Source organism: Rhizobium sp. TRM96647, assembly GCF_025780115.1.
Classification (GTDB): Bacteria; Pseudomonadota; Alphaproteobacteria; order Rhizobiales; family Rhizobiaceae; genus Mycoplana.
Map to the genome: position 1 here is coordinate 41,932 of NZ_JAOXHF010000008.1, position 16,155 is coordinate 58,086.

General features: G+C 66.2%; 16 protein-coding genes. 6 read left to right on the plus strand and 10 right to left on the minus strand.

The features are described from left to right. Positions 1 to 72 precede the first annotated feature (72 nt). Both OCK02_RS15865 and OCK02_RS15870 read left to right on the plus strand, forming a co-directional pair. Positions 73 to 1,788 (plus strand): hypothetical protein, encoded by a 1,716-nt coding sequence (locus OCK02_RS15865; protein WP_263813903.1) that lies wholly within the window; start codon positions 73 to 75, stop codon positions 1,786 to 1,788. A 111-nt stretch (positions 1,789 to 1,899) separates the two neighbouring features. Beyond that, positions 1,900 to 2,772 (plus strand): NAD(P)-dependent oxidoreductase, encoded by an 873-nt coding sequence (locus OCK02_RS15870; RefSeq protein WP_263813904.1) that lies wholly within the window; start codon positions 1,900 to 1,902, stop codon positions 2,770 to 2,772. A gap of 59 nt (positions 2,773 to 2,831) precedes the next feature. Here OCK02_RS15870 and OCK02_RS15875 read toward each other — a convergent pair whose 3' ends face one another. The 4 genes from OCK02_RS15875 to OCK02_RS15890 form a co-directional block, all read right to left on the minus strand. Beyond that, the gene (locus OCK02_RS15875; protein WP_263813905.1) at positions 2,832 to 3,755 is read right to left on the minus strand and encodes a cation diffusion facilitator family transporter; all 924 of its coding nucleotides are present in this window, start codon (positions 3,753 to 3,755) and stop codon (positions 2,832 to 2,834) included. Between the two features lie 64 nt (positions 3,756 to 3,819). Next, positions 3,820 to 4,308: an Lrp/AsnC family transcriptional regulator gene (locus OCK02_RS15880; protein ID WP_230808351.1), complete on the minus strand. Its 489-nt coding sequence runs from the start codon at positions 4,306 to 4,308 to the stop codon at positions 3,820 to 3,822. A 68-nt stretch (positions 4,309 to 4,376) separates the two neighbouring features. Next, positions 4,377 to 5,066, minus strand: coding sequence for a uracil-DNA glycosylase family protein (locus OCK02_RS15885; protein WP_263813906.1), 690 nt, complete (start codon positions 5,064 to 5,066; stop codon positions 4,377 to 4,379). A 12-nt stretch (positions 5,067 to 5,078) separates the two neighbouring features. Continuing rightward, complete coding sequence (locus OCK02_RS15890) at positions 5,079 to 5,663, minus strand: thermonuclease family protein (RefSeq protein WP_230808353.1); 585 nt, start codon at positions 5,661 to 5,663, stop codon at positions 5,079 to 5,081. Between the two features lie 297 nt (positions 5,664 to 5,960). Between OCK02_RS15890 and OCK02_RS15895 the strand changes: the two genes are divergently transcribed. Then, a complete protein-coding gene (locus OCK02_RS15895) occupies positions 5,961 to 7,496 on the plus strand; it encodes a sensor histidine kinase (RefSeq protein WP_263813907.1) in 1,536 nt (511 codons plus the stop codon). An 18-nt stretch (positions 7,497 to 7,514) separates the two neighbouring features. Here the strand turns inward: OCK02_RS15895 and OCK02_RS15900 are convergent, their stop codons facing one another. Continuing rightward, positions 7,515 to 7,925, minus strand: a complete 411-nt coding sequence (locus OCK02_RS15900; protein ID WP_263814073.1) for a diacylglycerol kinase — start codon at positions 7,923 to 7,925, stop codon at positions 7,515 to 7,517. 252 nt (positions 7,926 to 8,177) lie between these two features. Next, a complete protein-coding gene (cobT, locus tag OCK02_RS15905; RefSeq protein WP_263813908.1) occupies positions 8,178 to 9,194 on the minus strand; it encodes a nicotinate-nucleotide--dimethylbenzimidazole phosphoribosyltransferase in 1,017 nt (338 codons plus the stop codon). 208 nt (positions 9,195 to 9,402) lie between these two features. Here cobT and OCK02_RS15910 point away from each other — a divergent pair, with 208 nt between their 5' ends. The 3 genes from OCK02_RS15910 to OCK02_RS15920 are packed head-to-tail and all read left to right on the plus strand — an operon-like array spanning position 9,403 to position 11,140. Further along, entirely contained in the window at positions 9,403 to 10,185 is a 783-nt protein-coding gene (locus OCK02_RS15910) for an adenosylcobinamide-GDP ribazoletransferase (protein WP_263813909.1), read from the plus strand. Positions 10,186 to 10,223: 38 nt separating this feature from the next. Next, entirely contained in the window at positions 10,224 to 10,445 is a 222-nt protein-coding gene (locus OCK02_RS15915) for a DUF1289 domain-containing protein (RefSeq protein WP_263813910.1), read from the plus strand. Then, the gene (locus OCK02_RS15920) at positions 10,442 to 11,140 is read left to right on the plus strand and encodes a TIGR02281 family clan AA aspartic protease (protein WP_263813912.1); all 699 of its coding nucleotides are present in this window, start codon (positions 10,442 to 10,444) and stop codon (positions 11,138 to 11,140) included. Before OCK02_RS15915 ends, OCK02_RS15920 begins: the two co-directional genes overlap by 4 nt. 237 nt (positions 11,141 to 11,377) lie before the next feature. On the opposite strand, the gene OCK02_RS15925 is transcribed toward OCK02_RS15920, so the two are convergent. The 4 genes from OCK02_RS15925 to OCK02_RS15940 form a co-directional block, all read right to left on the minus strand. Further along, positions 11,378 to 13,069, minus strand: a complete 1,692-nt coding sequence (locus OCK02_RS15925; RefSeq protein WP_263813913.1) for a methyl-accepting chemotaxis protein — start codon at positions 13,067 to 13,069, stop codon at positions 11,378 to 11,380. A gap of 279 nt (positions 13,070 to 13,348) precedes the next feature. Next, positions 13,349 to 14,110: an ABC transporter permease gene (locus OCK02_RS15930; protein WP_230808360.1), complete on the minus strand. Its 762-nt coding sequence runs from the start codon at positions 14,108 to 14,110 to the stop codon at positions 13,349 to 13,351. Next, positions 14,107 to 15,033 (minus strand): ABC transporter ATP-binding protein, encoded by a 927-nt coding sequence (locus OCK02_RS15935; protein ID WP_230808361.1) that lies wholly within the window; start codon positions 15,031 to 15,033, stop codon positions 14,107 to 14,109. Before OCK02_RS15935 ends, OCK02_RS15930 begins: the two co-directional genes overlap by 4 nt. A 144-nt stretch (positions 15,034 to 15,177) precedes the next feature. Beyond that, a complete protein-coding gene (locus tag OCK02_RS15940) occupies positions 15,178 to 15,999 on the minus strand; it encodes a sulfite exporter TauE/SafE family protein (protein WP_263813914.1) in 822 nt (273 codons plus the stop codon). Positions 16,000 to 16,155 lie beyond the last annotated feature (156 nt).

A 16,155-nucleotide genomic window follows, 5' to 3' on the forward strand; every position in this document is an offset into this window, starting at 1 on the left:
GCTGACGGTTTCTGGAACCCGCATCGAAAGCGGCCTATCGTGCATCCGCATCGCCTGGGGGGCTTGGCGCGGATGGAAACCGTCACGAATGCAGTGGACGTCGCGACCTACGGCTATGTGCTGGGCGCACTCGTCTATGTGTGGGAGCGCATCAACGGCTGGGCGCTCCTCGTCGCCATCCTGACGCCGACGCTGATCATCTTCGGACGCCAGGAGATCCGCGTGCGGCGGGTGCGGCAGATTTTCGACTTCGAACGAACGTTCGGCCAGATCAATTCCGGCGAAAAGTCGATCAATCCTTCCTTCGAATTCGTCCGAAGCAAGTATCTGTCCGACGTCGATCTGGACGGCGGATGGGAAGCGACAAGTGCGACCCTGCCGACAGGCATGCCGCTCAACGAACTCCTGAACCGTATCCGCAGGCAGGGTCTGCGCCGGGACCTACGTCTCTTCGTGTCCTCCATCGGCTTGATGATCGTCGTCTATCTCGGCTTCGACGCCCTCCTGGCCGCCATTCGCTGCGGCTTCGGGGATGCCACCTGCGCCTGTTCCAGCACCCATTTCGCCGGCTGCACCCAGCCGGCGGCCCTTGTTGCCGGCGAGGCGGCGGCGGGTCCAGATGCTGCCGGCGCGCCGGGCCGGGTCGGTTTCGGCAACCTCGTCGTCATCGGGGCGCTGGCATTTGCCGGCGCCTACATCGGCGCCGTCCGCAACTTCCTGCGCAATCTCGCCGTCTACGACCTGAGTTCCTTCACTTTCCTCAAGCAGGGTTGCGAGATCGTCGCAGCCAGCGTCTTCGCGATGATCGCCTTCGCGGCACTGCCGGATCCGTTCGGGGTTTTCACCGCTCCGCAAACCGGCATCGATGCGACGACGCATGACGGACGGATCTCGATGGTCTGGATCGCCCTTGCCCCCATCCTCGGCCTGATGCCGCGTTCGGCCACGCAGTTCGTCTACACCAAGACCAAGAACCTGGTGCCCTGGTTCAAGACGGAGGACGACCGGTTCGAACGGGTGACCCGCATCACGCCGATGGACGTGATCGACGGGATCGACTTCCCGACCCGCTTCCGTCTGGAGGACTGCGGCATCTACGACGTGCAGAACCTCGCCGCGGCGAACCCGATCATGCTGCACATCGAATCCCCGTTCGGCATCTACCAATGTATCGACTGGGTGGCCCAGGCGCAGCTTTGCCACATCCTGGGCATCGAGAAGTTCCTGATGATGCGCGAACTGAACATCCGCACCATCTTCGATCTCGAAAGGGCGATCGACGCCAGCGGCGAGCCCGACGAGGCCGATTCGATCTATGCCGGCATCCTCTTCGCCGCGACCGACAATCTGCGGGCGATCGCCGCGATCGGCAGCAGCCGCCCGATTGTCATCCAGGACGGCAAGGCAACACCGGCCTCCATCGACGAGTACTGTATCTGGGCCCGAACGGTCATCGGCACCAGCCAGGAACAGACGAAGAAATGCATCGAGCACGTCATGCGCTGGATCGGCGACGACCTGCATGTTCGCCGGCTGCGCCGGATCTGGAACGACATTTCACGCTCCCTCGGCCCCGGCGCGATCGCGCTGGATGAAGCACGGACAGGAAGGGCCGCAGCCGCCGATGGCGAGCACCGGGGTGCCGGCCAGAGCACGGGGGGAACGGGCGGCGGTGCCCCCGAGCCCGGCACGCAACAGCCAGGTGGGCAGCCAGCTGCGCCGGCCCAGGATCCTGCCTCCGACCCTCCGTCCGGCGCCGATGGCGAGCCCGGCGCGGGCCAGCAGTAGGCGGAATCCTTATCCCTGCCGTGCCGCGCAGGGCGCAGTTCCCGCACCACCCTTCCGTCCCCTCGCCGTTTCCGCTAAACCGGATGCATCGATCACAGGAGCATCCGCAGCATGGCAAATGTCGCATTCATCGGGCTCGGCGTCATGGGATATCCCATGGCAGGCCATCTCAGGGTCAAGGGCGGGCACGAGGTCGCCGTCTACAACCGCACATTCGCCAAGGCCGAGAAATGGGTCGAGCAGTTCGGCGGCAAGGCCGCCCGGACGCCGGCCGAGGCCGCAAGGGATGCCGATTTCGTGTTCGTCTGCGTCGGCAACGACGATGACCTGCGCTCGGTCACGACGGCCGAAGACGGCGCGCTCGCGGGCATGAAGGCCGGCGCGATCCTGATCGACAACACCACCGCATCGGCCGAGGTCGCCCGAGAACTCGACACGGCGGCCCGGCAGAAGGGGTGCAGCTTCATCGACGCCCCCGTCTCCGGCGGCCAGGCGGGCGCGGAGAACGGTGTGCTGACCGTCATGTGCGGCGGCGACGAGGCGACGTTCGACAAGGCCCGGCCGATCATCGACGCCTATGCCCGCATGGTCGGCCTGATGGGGCCGGCCGGTGCCGGCCAGTTGACCAAGATGATCAACCAGATCTGCATCGCCGGCCTCGTCCAGGGCCTCGCCGAGGGCCTCCATTTCGGCAAGCGCGCCGGCCTAGACATCGAGAAGGTCGTGGACGTCATCTCCAAGGGCGCGGCCGGGTCCTGGCAGATGGAAAACCGCCACAAGACGATGAACGAGGGCAAGTACGACTTCGGCTTCGCCGTCGACTGGATGCGCAAGGACCTCGGCATCGTTCTTGCCGAGGCCAAGCGCAACGGCGCCCGCCTCCCCGTCACCGCCATCGTCGACCAGTTCTACGGCGACGTCCAGGACATGGGCGGCAGCCGCTGGGACACGTCTTCGCTGCTGGCGCGGCTCGAGCGCAAGTAGGCCGCCCCTGGCTATAGGCTACGGCAGTGCATCCGCGCTGCCGCGCCCGCTTGTCCGCCTCACTCGGCCCATTCGGCATCGGCGGTGAAGGCGATCGTGAGCCAGCGATTGTCGACGTCGCCGCCGATCTCGTCACCGATCTCGTCGCGGATCCGGTCCCATTCCTCGATGCTTCGAGCAGGCTGGCCCGGCGGAACGATGAAATAGATCTCGATCTGCCGCGCCCGGCCAACCCGTGCGACATAGGCCCGGTAGGAGAGGAAGCCGTATTTGCTCGTGGTGTCCCGGGCAATGCGATCGACCTGCTCCTGCAGGTCGGACGGCGCAATCAGCAGGATGTCCGCCAATGCCTGCCGGACCGTGCCGACCGGAAGCGGGATGATGACGATGCAGACGAGCGCCAGCACGGCCGGATCGACATAGGGCACCATCCATCCGTGCTGCGTCCCCTCCACCGTGAGACCAAGGACGAAGGCTGCGAGCAGTGCGGCGGTGATCCCGCCGGACATGAGCCACGCCTTGACGTCGAGCGCGACGAAACCGGACTTCAGGACGCGGTTTGCGCGCCAGCCAAGTGCCGCCATCGCAAGGCAGGCGACGAGGGTGACCACGGCATAGGCTATGGCGTATCCGAACACCAACTCGCGCCCGCCGTCCAGGATGCTCGATACGGCATTGATGAAGGCGTAGGCCGAGACGGCGATCAGGAGCACGCCGTTCAGCCCGAGCACGATCGGCTCGAGATGCCAGAACCCCATGGTGAAACGACGGGCGAACCGGCCGGGCAAGGCGCCCTGGGCGGACCTGACGATCAGCGCGGACACCCACAGCGCCAGCACCGTCATGCTGGCGTCAGCAAGCGCATAGACGCCATCGAAGACAATGGAGAACGACCCGGACAGGAGCCCGAAAACGATGCCGAACGCGGCTACGACGAGCGTGGCCAGGATCGAGATGCGCAGCACGTCCTGTTCAGTCCGCATGCTTCCCCCGCAGCGCGGCACGACAGAAATCCCGGCCGCCCACGGTCCGGTCCGGCGCGGCCCCTCAGTCCTCGGCGGACTTCTGGTTGTCCACCATCATGTAGTCGAGCGGAAGCTCGGTCGTGTACTTGATCTGCTCCATGGCGAAGCTGGAGGAGACGTCCCGGATCTCGATGCGGGCGATCAGGCGCTTGTAGAAGGCGTCATAGGCGCCGATGTCGGGAACGACCACCCGCAGGAGATAGTCGACGTCCCCGCTCATGCGATAGAACTCCACGACCTCGGGAAACTCGACCACGACCTCGGAAAACCGTTTCAGCCACTCCGTCGAGTGGGCGCTGGTGCGGACGGACACGAAGACGGTGACCTTCGTGTTGACCTTGACGGGATCGAGCAGGGCGACGCGGCGGCGGATGACGCCGTCCTCTTCCATCTTCTGGATCCGCCGCCAGCAGGGCGTCGTGGACAGGCCGACCTTCTTGGCAAGATCCGCAACGGCGAGCGTCGAATCTTCCTGCAGCAGGCGCAGGATCTTGCGGTCGAGGCGGTCCATGGATACTCCCTTCATTGAAACGAATTTTCTATTTGAACCACTCATGCGGCAAAAGAAAGAACGATATTTCAGCCGGTCAAGGTTTTCACCCGCTTTCGCAGCTCCGGCAGCAGTTCGGCCTCGAACCAGCCGTTGCGCTTCAACCAGGCGCTGTTTCGCCAGCTCGGATGCGGCAGCGGCAGGATCGGCGGGAAGAGATCGCCGTCGAGATAGCGGCGCCAGGACAGCACGGTCTCGGTCATCGATCGCGCGCGCAGCCGCCCCAGATGCCATCGTTGCGCATATTGGCCGACGGCCAGCACGAGCCGGACCTGCGGCATCGCCGCCATGACGGCTGCGCGCCACTGCGGCGCGCATTCCCGCCGCGGCGGCAGGTCGCTGCCGGCGGCGTCGTAGCCGGGGAAACAGAAGCCCATCGGCACGATCGCGAACCGGTCGCGATCGTAGAATTCTTCCCTTGAGACCTGCAGCCAGTCGCGCAGGCGATCGCCCGAAGCGTCGTTGAACGGCAGGCCGGTCTCGTGCACGCGCAGGCCCGGCGCCTGTCCCGCGATCAGGATGCGGGCCCTGTCCGACAGGACGACGACAGGCCGGGGCTCGTGCGGCAGGCGGAAGGCGGCGCCGCCTTCAGGGGCGTCGCGACAGATGCGGCAGGCGGCGATCGACCGCCGCAGCGCCTCGATACCGTCCGCATCCGGCTTGCCGGCAGAAGGCTTCGCAGTGCCGGGCCCGCCGGCATCCGACGGGGCCGCCGTCATCGCGGGCTCCCGTCAGCCAAGGCCGAGGAAGCGCAGGAACGCGCCCAGATAGGTCTCCACCGGCACATGCGGCTCCTCCTGCGGCCGGCCGTGCTGCCGGCGCCAGTCCTGCGGGCGGTCGAACACGCTGCTCCAAAGCCCCTTGCGCTCCTGGCGCGCAAGGCTCTCGGCCTCCTCGTAGTCGCCATAGGAAACGGCAAGGCCGTCGCGCACCATCCGCTCGCCCACATCTTCCTCGCCGATCCGGCATCGGGCAAGCGTGCGATTGTACTTGTCGGTGCCGATCAGGCTGCAGGCGATGTCGCCGCGCCTGAGCATCTCGGCCAGGTGCGAGCGCGCCGAAGCGCCGCAATACCATTCGGCCTCCTCGCGCCGGCACACCTGTGTCAGTTCCGGCGCATCCATGCCCGAAAGGCGGATCCGGCGGCCGTCCAGCGTCAGCGTGTCGCCGTCGGCGGCCCGTGCCGCGCCGGCGAACAGCTCCGTCGCCGGGCGATCGTCAAGGCGCAGGGCGATCAGCGCCATCAGCGACAGGATCGCCGCGGTGACGGCGAGGTCGGCCCATTTCCTGCGATAGACAAAACCACTGCCCAACATCGTATGCATCCTTGGGCTTCTGCCCGGACCGGCCTTCATGCCGCGTTATGCCATACCGCCGGAGATTGTCGCCCCGGCGCACCGTCTGCATCTCCCGATCCTGCATCGGATCGGAACTCATGCACGAAATCAACGTCTTGCTGTCGTCTGTGCCAGCCCGTCGCGCCTCCCCCCGGATGCCCGCGCAACAATTTGGCCTTAGCGTCGAAATGGTTCGCAAATCGCTAATGGGCGGCAGCATCTTCTTAAGAATTCCACAATAGACTTGCGAAGTTAATCGCAACAGTTGCACAGGCCATGGGTCCCGGCGTCAGTACCACGCACGACAAGATCATCGTCGACAGATCGCGCAGCCACAGGAACAAGGCTGTTTCGCGGGCTGTCCGTGCGACCCGCGAACGGCTGCAGACGGCAACCGGGACGTCGCCCGCCTTCGAGCGCGACATGCTGCTGCTCTACATCGAGGCGGTGCTGAACGGCGCGCTGGTGATGCCGGTGCTGGTCTTCGCCATCACCGGGCTCGGCCTCTATTTGACCCGCGACGCCGCCTTCGTCGCCTGGGGCCTGCTGGCGCTCAGCCTGCACGCGATCAGCATCCTTCTGGCCAGGCACGTGCGCCTGAAGGGCCTGCCGCCCGAGGAAGTGCGGCGCTGGCACCGGCTCCTGCTCGCCGCGCAGGTGCTGATGGGCTTCGGGTGGGCCGTCTTCGCCCTGCAGGACTGCAGCACCTGCGCCGGCAACAGCTTCGACTTCTTCAAGGGAACCGTGCTGCTCGTCGCACTCTGCGTCACGTCGATGAGCGCGCTGATGCTGCGCAACGCCGTCCTCTACGCCTTCCTGCCCACGGTCGTCGCGCTCGTCTACAACGCCCAGCGCAAGCCGGACCCGATCGTGCTCGGGATGACAGCCTTCATCTCGGTGGCGCTGGTGTTCCTCACCTTCGTCACCAAGCGCATGCGCCACAACAGCCGCCAGCTCCTGTCCTTCCAGTCGGAGAAGGACGACCTGATTGCCGAGCTGGAAGTGGCGAAATCGATGTCGGACGAGGCGCGCCGGCGGGCCGAGGAGGCCAATCTCGCCAAGTCCCGCTTCCTCGCTTCGATGTCGCACGAGCTCAGGACCCCGCTGAACGCGATCCTCGGCTTCTCGGAGGTTATGAGTACCGAGGTGCTCGGTCCGCTGAACAATCCGGTCTACAAGGAATACACGGCCGACATCCACAATTCGGGCAAGCACCTGCTGAACCTGATCAACGAGATCCTCGACCTGTCGCGCATCGAGGCGGGACGCTACGACCTCAGCGAGGATGCCATCCGGCTGGTGGAGATCTGCGAGGACTGCATCGGCATGGTGCAACTGCGCGCCGGGGCCAAGAACATCTCGATCAGCGAGCAGTTCGAGACCGACATGCCCGACGTCTGGGCCGACGAGAAGGCGATGCGCCAGGTGGTGCTCAACCTGCTCTCCAATGCCGTCAAGTTCACCCCGCAGGGCGGTGAAATCACCGTCAAGGTCGGCTGGACGGCCGGCGGCGGACAGTATCTGGCGATCCGCGACAACGGCCCCGGCATCGCCGAAGAGGAGATTCCGATCGTGCTTTCGGCCTTCGGCCAGGGCGCGATCGCGATCAAGAGCGCCGAACAGGGAACCGGCCTCGGCCTGCCGATCGTCCAGGCGATCCTGGCCAAGCACAATGGCGAGTTCATCCTGAAGTCAAAGCTGCGCGAGGGCACGGAAGCGATCGCGATCCTGCCGGCCAAGCGCGTGCTGCAGAGCCTGCCGCCGGTGGCGCAGATCAAGACGGTGGCGCCGCGCCGCAAGAGCTTCGCCTGAGGCGTTCCCGCGCAGCACTCAGAGGAAGTGCGAGAAGATCACCACATAGGCGGCATAGACCGCATTGGCGAGGATCAGGCAGAAGCAGGCGAAAGAACCGAGGTCCTTGGCATTGCGGCCCATCTCGGAGATTTCCGGCGATACCCGGTCGACGATCTCCTCGATCGCAGTGTTGACGGCCTCGAAGGCCATCATCAGCAGGAACAGGATGCTCATCGCCACATACTGGAAGAGGGTGGCGCCGGTCGCGACGAAACCGACCATGACGGCGGCGAAGGCAAGCAGTTCGTGGCGGAAGGCCGCCTCGCCCAGAAGCCGCTTCGCACCGCCGAGCGAATAGCTCGCGGCGGCGAAGAGATGGGCCAGCCCCTTGTGCTTCTTGAACGCCTGCTTCTTCACCGGGCTCGTGTCGATCCTGCCTTCGGCCATGGTCATCGTTTTCTCTCGCGGGCGGCTCGGCGCGCGCCCTCGCCTTCACATAGTGTTCACATCATGCCTGCAAAGTGCAAACATTGCATTGCCGTGCTGTTGCCTGGCCGACGGATCGCGACGCGCTTTAGGCGGCCCCGGTGGCAGAATGAAGGCCGCAGGCGCGCCGCGCAGGGGCCGTCGTCGCGCCGGGCCTGCGGCCCGCTATCCTCAGCCGCCCGCCTGATCGGGATTGCATCGGACAGCCCGTCACTACTGCCTGTTGCTGACACCCGCCTGAACGAAGGTCGCCATGCCGCCGTGGCAGGCGGCCGCCGCCTTGACGATGCCGGCGGCGAGCGCTGCCCCCGTCCCCTCGCCGAGCCGCATGCCGAGCGCCAGCAGCGGGGTCTTGCCGAGCTTCTCGATCGCCCGCATGTGGCCCGGCTCGGCCGAGACGTGGCCGATCAGGCAATGGTCGAGTGCGGACGGGTTGGCAGCCCTGAGCACGGCGCCGGCGCAGGTGGCGACGTAGCCGTCGAGGATCACCGGCACCTTCTGCATCCGCGCTGCGAGGATCGCGCCCGCCATGGCGGCGATCTCCCGGCCGCCGAGGCGGCGGAGCACCTCGAGCGGATCGGACAGATGGTCCCGGTGCAGGGCGACGGCCTTCTCGACGGCGGCGATCTTGCGGGCCAGCACCTCGCCTTCGGATCCGGTGCCCGGTCCCACCCAGTCGGCGGCGGTGCCGCCATAGAGCGCGAGGTTGATCGCCGCGGCGATCGTCGTGTTGCCGATCCCCATTTCGCCGATGCACAACAGATCCGTGCCGCCGGCCACCGCCTCCATGCCGAAGGCCATGGTGGCCGCACAGTCGCGCTCGGACAACGCCGCCTCCTCGGTGATATCGCCGGTCGGATAGTCCAGCGCCAGGTCGAATACCTTCAGGCCGAGGTCGTGGGTGACGCAGATCTGGTTGATGGCGGCGCCGCCGGCGGCGAAGTTCTCCACCATCTGCGCCGTCACCGACGGCGGAAACGGCGTCACGCCCTGCCGGGTCACGCCGTGATTGCCGGCGAAGATCGCCACGAGCGGTCGGGTGACGGCGGGCGGCCGCCCGGTCCAGGCCGCCAGCCAGAAGGCGATTTCCTCCAGCCGGCCGAGCGCGCCGGGCGGCTTGGTCAGTTGCCCGTCGCGCTCGCGCGCCGCCACCAGGGCGGCCGAATCCGGGCCGGGCAGATTGCGCAGCAATTCACGAAAGTCATCGAAGGGCAAACCGCTGGCACTCATGGTGGGAACGTCCTCGTATTCTGCTTCCAAAGTTGGATCGGTTGCCTCCTATTAGAGATCGGGAGCGAATCGGACAACCGTATTTGCGCCGGTGCCTGTCGCCGTTTCGGCATGCCGTTCCGGTGGAGAATCGGTAGGATGTACCTGCCGCCACCGGCGCCCACCATGGCCGCCGGACGCGCCGGCACAATGCGGCAGGAGAACGCAGGTGGATATCCGCGACTATATCGACGACGTGGCCCGGTCCGTGGCCTTCCTGTCGCGCATCCGCGTGCCGCAACGGCACTTCGCCGGCCATGACGGCCGCCTGTCGACCACCGTCCGCGCCTTTCCGGTGGCCGGCGTGCTGATCGTCCTGCCCGCGGCCGTCCTTCTGGGCCTGCTGCGGATGCTGGACGCCGCCCCCCTCTTCTGCGCCTTCCTGGTGCTCGCGGCACAGACGCTTCTCACCGGGGCGCTGCACGAGGACGGCCTTTCCGATGCGGCCGATGGCCTCGGCGGCGGGCGCGACAGGGAGAGCGCGCTTGCGATCATGAAGGACAGCCGCGTCGGATCCTACGGCGTCGTCGCCCTGGTGCTCTCCTTCGGCCTGCGCGGCGCAGCCCTTGCGGCGATGATGCCGGCGCTGTCCCCGCTCACGGCCGCGCTCGCGCTGATGGCGGTCGCCGCCACCAGCCGGGCGGCGATGGTTTGGCACTGGAACGCGCTTCCGCCGGCAAGGCGCGACGGGGTCGCCGCCGCGGCCGGCGAGCCGGAGACCGCCTCCGTGCAGGTGGCGCTCGCCTCCGGCGCGGTGCTCGCGCTGCTGTTCCTGCTGCCCGGTGCGCCGTTGCTCGCCATCGCCTCCATGGCGCTCGCCGTCTGCGCCGCCGTCTTCGCCTTCACCGATGTCGTGCGCGACAAGATCGGCGGACATACCGGCGACACGATCGGCGCCAGCCAGCAGATGGCCGAAATCGCGGCCCTCGGCGCCCTTGCGCTGGCGCTGTGAGCCTACGATATAGTTTTCGACACGACCCCGGAGACCCGATGGAATCGCCCTGCATTCTCGTCTGTTCGATCGACGACGCCACCGGCTACTGCTACGGCTGCGGCCGCACGCGCGAGGAGATCGGCGCCTGGACGCAGTACACCCCCGAGCAGCGGCGGGCGCTGATGGCGGCGCTGCCGGAGCGGCTTGCCATGGTCGAGCGCAGGCCGCGGCGGGAAACCCGCCGGGCGCGGATGGCACGGGAGCGCGGCGAAGCATGAGATTCTGGATCATCCTCGGCATCCTCGGCTTCGGCCTGGCAATGCTTCTGTGGAACCATCAGAGCGGACGCACCTTCGGCCTCGGCAACGACGATTTCGCCCAGATCGTCCAGCTCTCGGCCATCGCCGCCCTGCTTGCGACCGGCTTTCTGGTCACCCGCGGGCGGATCAGCGAGACGCTGCGCAACGCCGCCCTCTGGCTGCTGATCATGCTCGTCTTCGTCGCCGGCTACGTCTACCGCGACGACCTGCAGAGCGTGGCAGGCCGCATGACCGCCGGCCTCGTCCCCGGACGCGCGGTGATGGTGACGGATGCGGCCGGCGAGCAGATCCTGGTCCTGCACAAGATGGATCACGGCCACTTCCAGGCGAATGTCCAGATCAACGGCGGCACGGTCCCCATGCTGGTCGACACCGGGGCCAGCGCCGTGGTGCTGTCCTATGCCGACGCGGAACGCCTCGGCCTGCAGCCCGAGACGCTCGATTTCAACCAGATGGTCTCGACCGCCAACGGCACCGCGCTCGCCGCGCCCATCCGGCTCGACAGCCTGGCGATCGGCCCGATCGAACGGCGAAACGTCCGCGCCATGGTCGCCGGCACCGGAAGGCTCGAGCAGAGCCTGCTCGGCATGAGCTTCCTCGGCACGCTCGGCTCGATCGAGATCCGCGGCGACGAACTGCGCCTGCGCGACTAGAAGTGCCCCGCAATGTCGGGGCGATTGCTTGTGGCAGATCCCCCTCCGGCCTTCCGGCCATCTCCCCCACAAAGGGGAAGAAGACTTGCCCCACGCGACGGCTCGAAGGAAGCCTCGGCGGTGCGGCCAGGTTGAGCCCTCCCCTTGTGGGGAGGGTTGGTGGTCAACCTGCGATGGCCCCGGCGGCCATTGTCCATGCCCCCGCCGCGACGGTTCCGCTTATTGCCAGCCCTGCCGTCAGGCCACCTTGCGCTGCGGCACCGGGGCCTGTGCGGCCGGCTGCGTCTCGGTCCGGAACTCGCTGACCAGCCGGAACAGCGCTTCGGCCTCGTCCGCCAGCCCCTTGCTCGCGGTCGCCGACTCCTCGACCATCGCGGCGTTGCGCTGGGTCCCCTGGTCGATGACCGTCACCGCCTCGTTGACCTGCGCGAGGCTGAGGGACTGCTCGCGGCTCGCCTGGACGATGGCGCCGACATTCTCGTGCACGCGCGTCACCTGATCTGCGATCTTCGCCAGCGCCTCGCCCGCCTGACCGACGAGACCGACGCCGTCGCGGACATGCTGCTCGGAGATGCCGATCAGGTCCTTGATCTCTTTGGCCGAGGTGGCCGCGCGCTGGGCGAGCTCGCGAACCTCCTGCGCCACGACCGCGAAGCCCTTGCCCGCGTCGCCGGCGCGCGCCGCCTCGACCCCGGCGTTCAGCGCCAGCAGGTTCGTCTGGAAGGCGATCACGTCGATGACGCCGATGATACCGGCGATCTGCGCCGACGACGCCTCGATCTTCGACATCGCCTCGACCGTGCGGCGGACGACGTCGCCCGACTGGTCGGCACTCGCCTTCGCATCAGCGACCAGCGAGCCGGCCTCGTTGGCGCGGATCGACGTCTCCTTCACCGTCACCGTGATCTGGTTGACAGCGGACGCCGTCTCCTCCACCGAGGCCGCCTGCTGCTCGAGTTCGCGGGAGAGGCCTTCGGAGGCCGTGCGGATCTCCTGCGAGCCGGAGGCGATGGCTTCGGCGTTTCCGGCGATCGTCTGGATGGCGCTGCGCAGCCTGCCGACCGAGACGTTGAAATCCGCCCTCAGCTTGTCGAGCGTCGGAATGAACGGCCGCTCCAGCGTCCGGGCAAGGTTGCCCTCCGCCAGTTCGTGCAGGCCACCGGCCAGTTCGTTGACCGCGCGAACGCGCTCGGTCACGTCGGTGGCAAACTTGACGACCTTGAACACCCCGCCGTTCATGTCGAAGATCGGATTGTAGGAGGCCTGGATGTGGACCTGCCGACCACCCTTGCCGATCCGCATGAACTCGTCGGCGACGAACTCGCCGGCTGCAAGCTTTTGCCAGAACGCCGAATAGTCCGGGCTTGCGACGTAGCCGGAATCGCAGAACATCGAATGGTGGCGATCGGCAATCTCGTCCAGCCGGTATCCGAGGGTGGTGAGAAAGTTCTCGTTGGCGGTCAGGATCCGTCCGTCCGGGGTGAATTCGATGGTCGCCTGGACGCGCGAGATCGCCTCCAGCTTGCCCTCGCCCTCAGCGTTCTTCAGCTTCATCTCGGTGATGTCGGTTGCGAACTTCACCACCTTGTAGGGCTTGCCGCCGCGCAGGACCGGATTATAGGAGGCCTCGATCCAGACCTCGCGCCCGCCCTTTCCAAGCCGGCGATACTGCTGGCGATCGAACTCGCCGCGTCCCAGCCGCTCCCAGAATGCGCGATATTCCGCGCTCGCGGCGAATTCCGCGTCGACGAAGATATGGTGCTGCCGGCCGAGGATCTCGGCGAGTTCGTAGCCCATCGCCTTGCAGAAGTTCTCGTTGGCGGAGAGGATCTTGCCGTTCATGTCGAATTCGATGATGGCCTGTGACCGGTCCATCGCGCTCAGGATAGCCCGCGCATCGGCGCCGCGGCCAAACGAAAGCAACGTCATTGCTGCACTCCAGAAAATTTGGGAGAAATGGACAGAGGATATGTAAGGCAACAATCATGTTACCTTTGCGGGTATCGCTGACGCCCACCTGCATAGATATCGAAGGTTGAAAATCGATTAAGCCGAAAGCGGATACCGCACCTATCCTACTGATAAGAGTCGCTTTTTAGCATAGCCGTATATCTTTTAAATTGCAGATTGCAACTACACGCAGGAATTTGCCCGCAATGCGGGCAAATGCCAGATCAATCGAAGGTGGAAAGCGAAAGGACCGGCCGCTCAGTTCTTCAGCTTGTATCCGGTCCGGAAGATCCATGCCGTGACGGCAAGGCATGCCCCCAGGAAGGCCACGACGATCGCCAGGCTGATCCAGGGATTGACGTCGGCGATCTCGAAGAAGCTCCAGCGGAAACCGGAGACGAGATAGAGGACCGGGTTGAAGTGGCTGACGGTCTGCCAGAACGGCGGCAGCATGTCGATCGAGTAGAAGCTGCCGCCGAGGAAGACCAGCGGCGGGATCACCAGCATCGGGATGATGTTCAACTGCTCGAAGTCCTTCGCCCAGATGCCGATCATGAAGCCGAACAGGGAGAAGCTGACCGCGGTCAGCACGAAGAAGACCACCATCAGCAGCGGATGGGCGATGGTGATGTCGACGAAGAGCGAAGCGGTCGCCAGGATGATGGTGCCGATGATCAGCCCCTTGGTCGCGGCCGCGCCGACATAGCCGATGACGATCTCCGCCGTCGAGATCGGCGCCGACAGGATCTCGTAGATCGTGCCGGTGAATTTTGGAAAATAGATGCCGAACGAGCCGTTGCCGATGCACTGGTTCAGCAGCGTCAGCATGATCAGCCCGGGCGCGATGAAGGCGCCGTAAGGCACGCCCTCGATCTCCTGCACGCGCGAACCGATCGCCGCGCCGAAGACGATGAAATAGAGCGAGGTGGAGACGACCGGCGAGACAACGCTCTGCATCAGCGTGCGGCGCGTGCGCGCCATCTCGAAGGCGTAGATCGACTTGATGGCCTCGAAATTCATTTCGCGTCTCCGACCAGTTCGACGAAGATGTCCTCGAGCGAACTCTGTTCGGTCGAGACGTCCTTGAGGCGCAGCCCCTGCTCCGCCATGGCGGCCAGGAGCGCGGTGATGCCCGTCCGCTCCCCCGCCGTATCGTATTCGTAGACGAGCGACTGGCCGCCCTCGCCCAGCCGCAGCCGGAATGCGGCGAGCCCTTCGGGCACGGCCTCCAGCGGCTCGGCCAGCTCGACCGTCAGCTGCTTGCGGCCGAGCTTCTGCATCAGCGCCGCCTTGTCTTCCACGAGCAGGATCTCGCCCTTATTGATCACGCCGATGCGGTCGGCGATCTCCTCGGCCTCCTCGATGTAGTGCGTCGTCAGGATGATGGTGACGCCGGTGGCGCGCAGCCGCTCGACGAGCTGCCACATCTCCTTGCGCAGCGTCACGTCGACGCCGGCCGTCGGCTCGTCGAGGAACAGCACTTTCGGCTCGTAGGACAGCGCCTTGGCGATCAGCACGCGCCGGCGCATGCCGCCGGAGAGCTGGCGCAGCATCGTGTCCTTCTTGTCCCACAGCGATAGCTCGCGCAGGATCTTCTCGATCAGCGCCGGATCCGGCTTCCTGCCGTGCAGTCCGCGCGAGAACGCGACGGTATTGAACACCGTCTCGAAGGCGTCGAGCGTCAGTTCCTGCGGCACGAGCCCGATGATCTCGCGGGTGCGGCGGAAATCCTTGACCACGTCGTGGCCGGCCACCGTCACCCGCCCGCCCGACGGCGTGACGATGCCGCAGACGATCGAGATCATCGTCGTCTTGCCGGCGCCGTTCGGGCCGAGCAGCGCCAGGATCTCGCCTTCCTCGATGTCGAGGCTGACGCCCTTGAGCGCCTGGAAACCGCTGGCATAGCTTTTGGTCAGGTTTTCGATGCGAACGATGGGCGCCATGGAGGACCGTCATGATTGGAAGCGGAGGGACTGCCGGCGGACGCCGGACCTGCATCGCTCCCTCTCAGGCTCTCAAGGGGGACGCGGGCGGAATATGGGGTATGCGTGTGACGTTTTCATCCCCGCACGCGAAAAAACATTCTCTCAACCGTAGATGCTGTAGAGAAAGCGGGCGCCGACGAAGAGCAGGAACAGTCCGAAGGCGATCTCCAGGTGGCGCTTGCTCAGCGCATGCGCGATCCGGACGCCGTAGGGCGTGACCACCAGTGCGATCGGGATGATCAGCGCCACGGCGACCCAGTTGATGAAGCCGGTCGAGAACGGCGGCAGGCCCGGCGCACCCCAGCCAGCCCAGATATAGCCGAAGATGCCGGGGATCGAGATCAGCACGCCGACGCCCGACGACGTCGCCACCGCCTGGTGGATCGGCCGGCCGTAGAGCGTCATGTAGGTGTTGTTCAGGACGCCGCCGCCGATGCCCATCAGGCCCGACAGCGTGCCGATGACGACGCCGGCGATCCACCGCCAGGGGTTCTGCGGCAACTCCGTGCCGAGACGCCAGTGCGGCTGGTCGAACAGCATGCGCAGCGCGAACAGGATGGCGATGGCGACGAAGATCAGCCGCAGTCCCTCCGAGGAGATATAGGCGGCGATGACCGCGGCGAGGATGGCGCCCAGCGGCAGCGCCACGATCCAGCCCTTCAGCAGGTCCATGTCGACGGCGCCGCGCTTGCGGTGCGCGGTGAACGAGCGCAGCGAGGTCGGCACGATGATGGCGATGGAGGTGCCGACGGAGAGGTGCATGCGCACCGCCTCGGGCACGTCGAGATAGCCGAACACCTGGTAGAACACCGGCACGAGGATGGCGCCGCCGCCGATGCCGAAGATGCCGGCGAGCAGTCCGGACACCACGCCGGCGGCCGCAATCGCCGCCGCGAACAGGAGAAGGTCGGCGACTGGCGGCATGCGGCTACTCCTGATTGCTGTCGGACCCGTGCGGAAATCGAGTCGCCTGCCGCCTAAGTGTCATGAAACCGTGATCGTTTTCAATCACTCTGGCTTTCGAGGCAGGAAGCCGCCGCCGCGTCGCCCGGGCGCTTTCGGCTCGCAATGATTGCGACT

What these genes read in the sequence shown, in the direction of transcription:
- OCK02_RS15865 (WP_263813903.1), top strand. Translation starts at nt 73, where the DNA reads ATGGAAACCGTCACGAATGCAGTGGACGTCGCGACCTACGGCTATGTG.
- OCK02_RS15870 (WP_263813904.1), top strand. Translation starts at nt 1,900, where the DNA reads ATGGCAAATGTCGCATTCATCGGGCTCGGCGTCATGGGATATCCCATG.
- OCK02_RS15875 (WP_263813905.1), bottom strand. Translation starts at nt 3,755, where the DNA reads ATGCGGACTGAACAGGACGTGCTGCGCATCTCGATCCTGGCCACGCTC.
- OCK02_RS15880 (WP_230808351.1), bottom strand. Translation starts at nt 4,308, where the DNA reads ATGGACCGCCTCGACCGCAAGATCCTGCGCCTGCTGCAGGAAGATTCG.
- OCK02_RS15885 (WP_263813906.1), bottom strand. Translation starts at nt 5,066, where the DNA reads ATGACGGCGGCCCCGTCGGATGCCGGCGGGCCCGGCACTGCGAAGCCT.
- OCK02_RS15890 (WP_230808353.1), bottom strand. Translation starts at nt 5,663, where the DNA reads ATGTTGGGCAGTGGTTTTGTCTATCGCAGGAAATGGGCCGACCTCGCC.
- OCK02_RS15895 (WP_263813907.1), top strand. Translation starts at nt 5,961, where the DNA reads ATGGGTCCCGGCGTCAGTACCACGCACGACAAGATCATCGTCGACAGA.
- OCK02_RS15900 (WP_263814073.1), bottom strand. Translation starts at nt 7,925, where the DNA reads ATGGCCGAAGGCAGGATCGACACGAGCCCGGTGAAGAAGCAGGCGTTC.
- cobT (WP_263813908.1), bottom strand. Translation starts at nt 9,194, where the DNA reads ATGAGTGCCAGCGGTTTGCCCTTCGATGACTTTCGTGAATTGCTGCGC.
- OCK02_RS15915 (WP_263813910.1), top strand. Translation starts at nt 10,224, where the DNA reads ATGGAATCGCCCTGCATTCTCGTCTGTTCGATCGACGACGCCACCGGC.
- OCK02_RS15920 (WP_263813912.1), top strand. Translation starts at nt 10,442, where the DNA reads ATGAGATTCTGGATCATCCTCGGCATCCTCGGCTTCGGCCTGGCAATG.
- OCK02_RS15925 (WP_263813913.1), bottom strand. Translation starts at nt 13,069, where the DNA reads ATGACGTTGCTTTCGTTTGGCCGCGGCGCCGATGCGCGGGCTATCCTG.
- OCK02_RS15930 (WP_230808360.1), bottom strand. Translation starts at nt 14,110, where the DNA reads ATGAATTTCGAGGCCATCAAGTCGATCTACGCCTTCGAGATGGCGCGC.
- OCK02_RS15935 (WP_230808361.1), bottom strand. Translation starts at nt 15,033, where the DNA reads ATGGCGCCCATCGTTCGCATCGAAAACCTGACCAAAAGCTATGCCAGC.
- OCK02_RS15940 (WP_263813914.1), bottom strand. Translation starts at nt 15,999, where the DNA reads ATGCCGCCAGTCGCCGACCTTCTCCTGTTCGCGGCGGCGATTGCGGCC.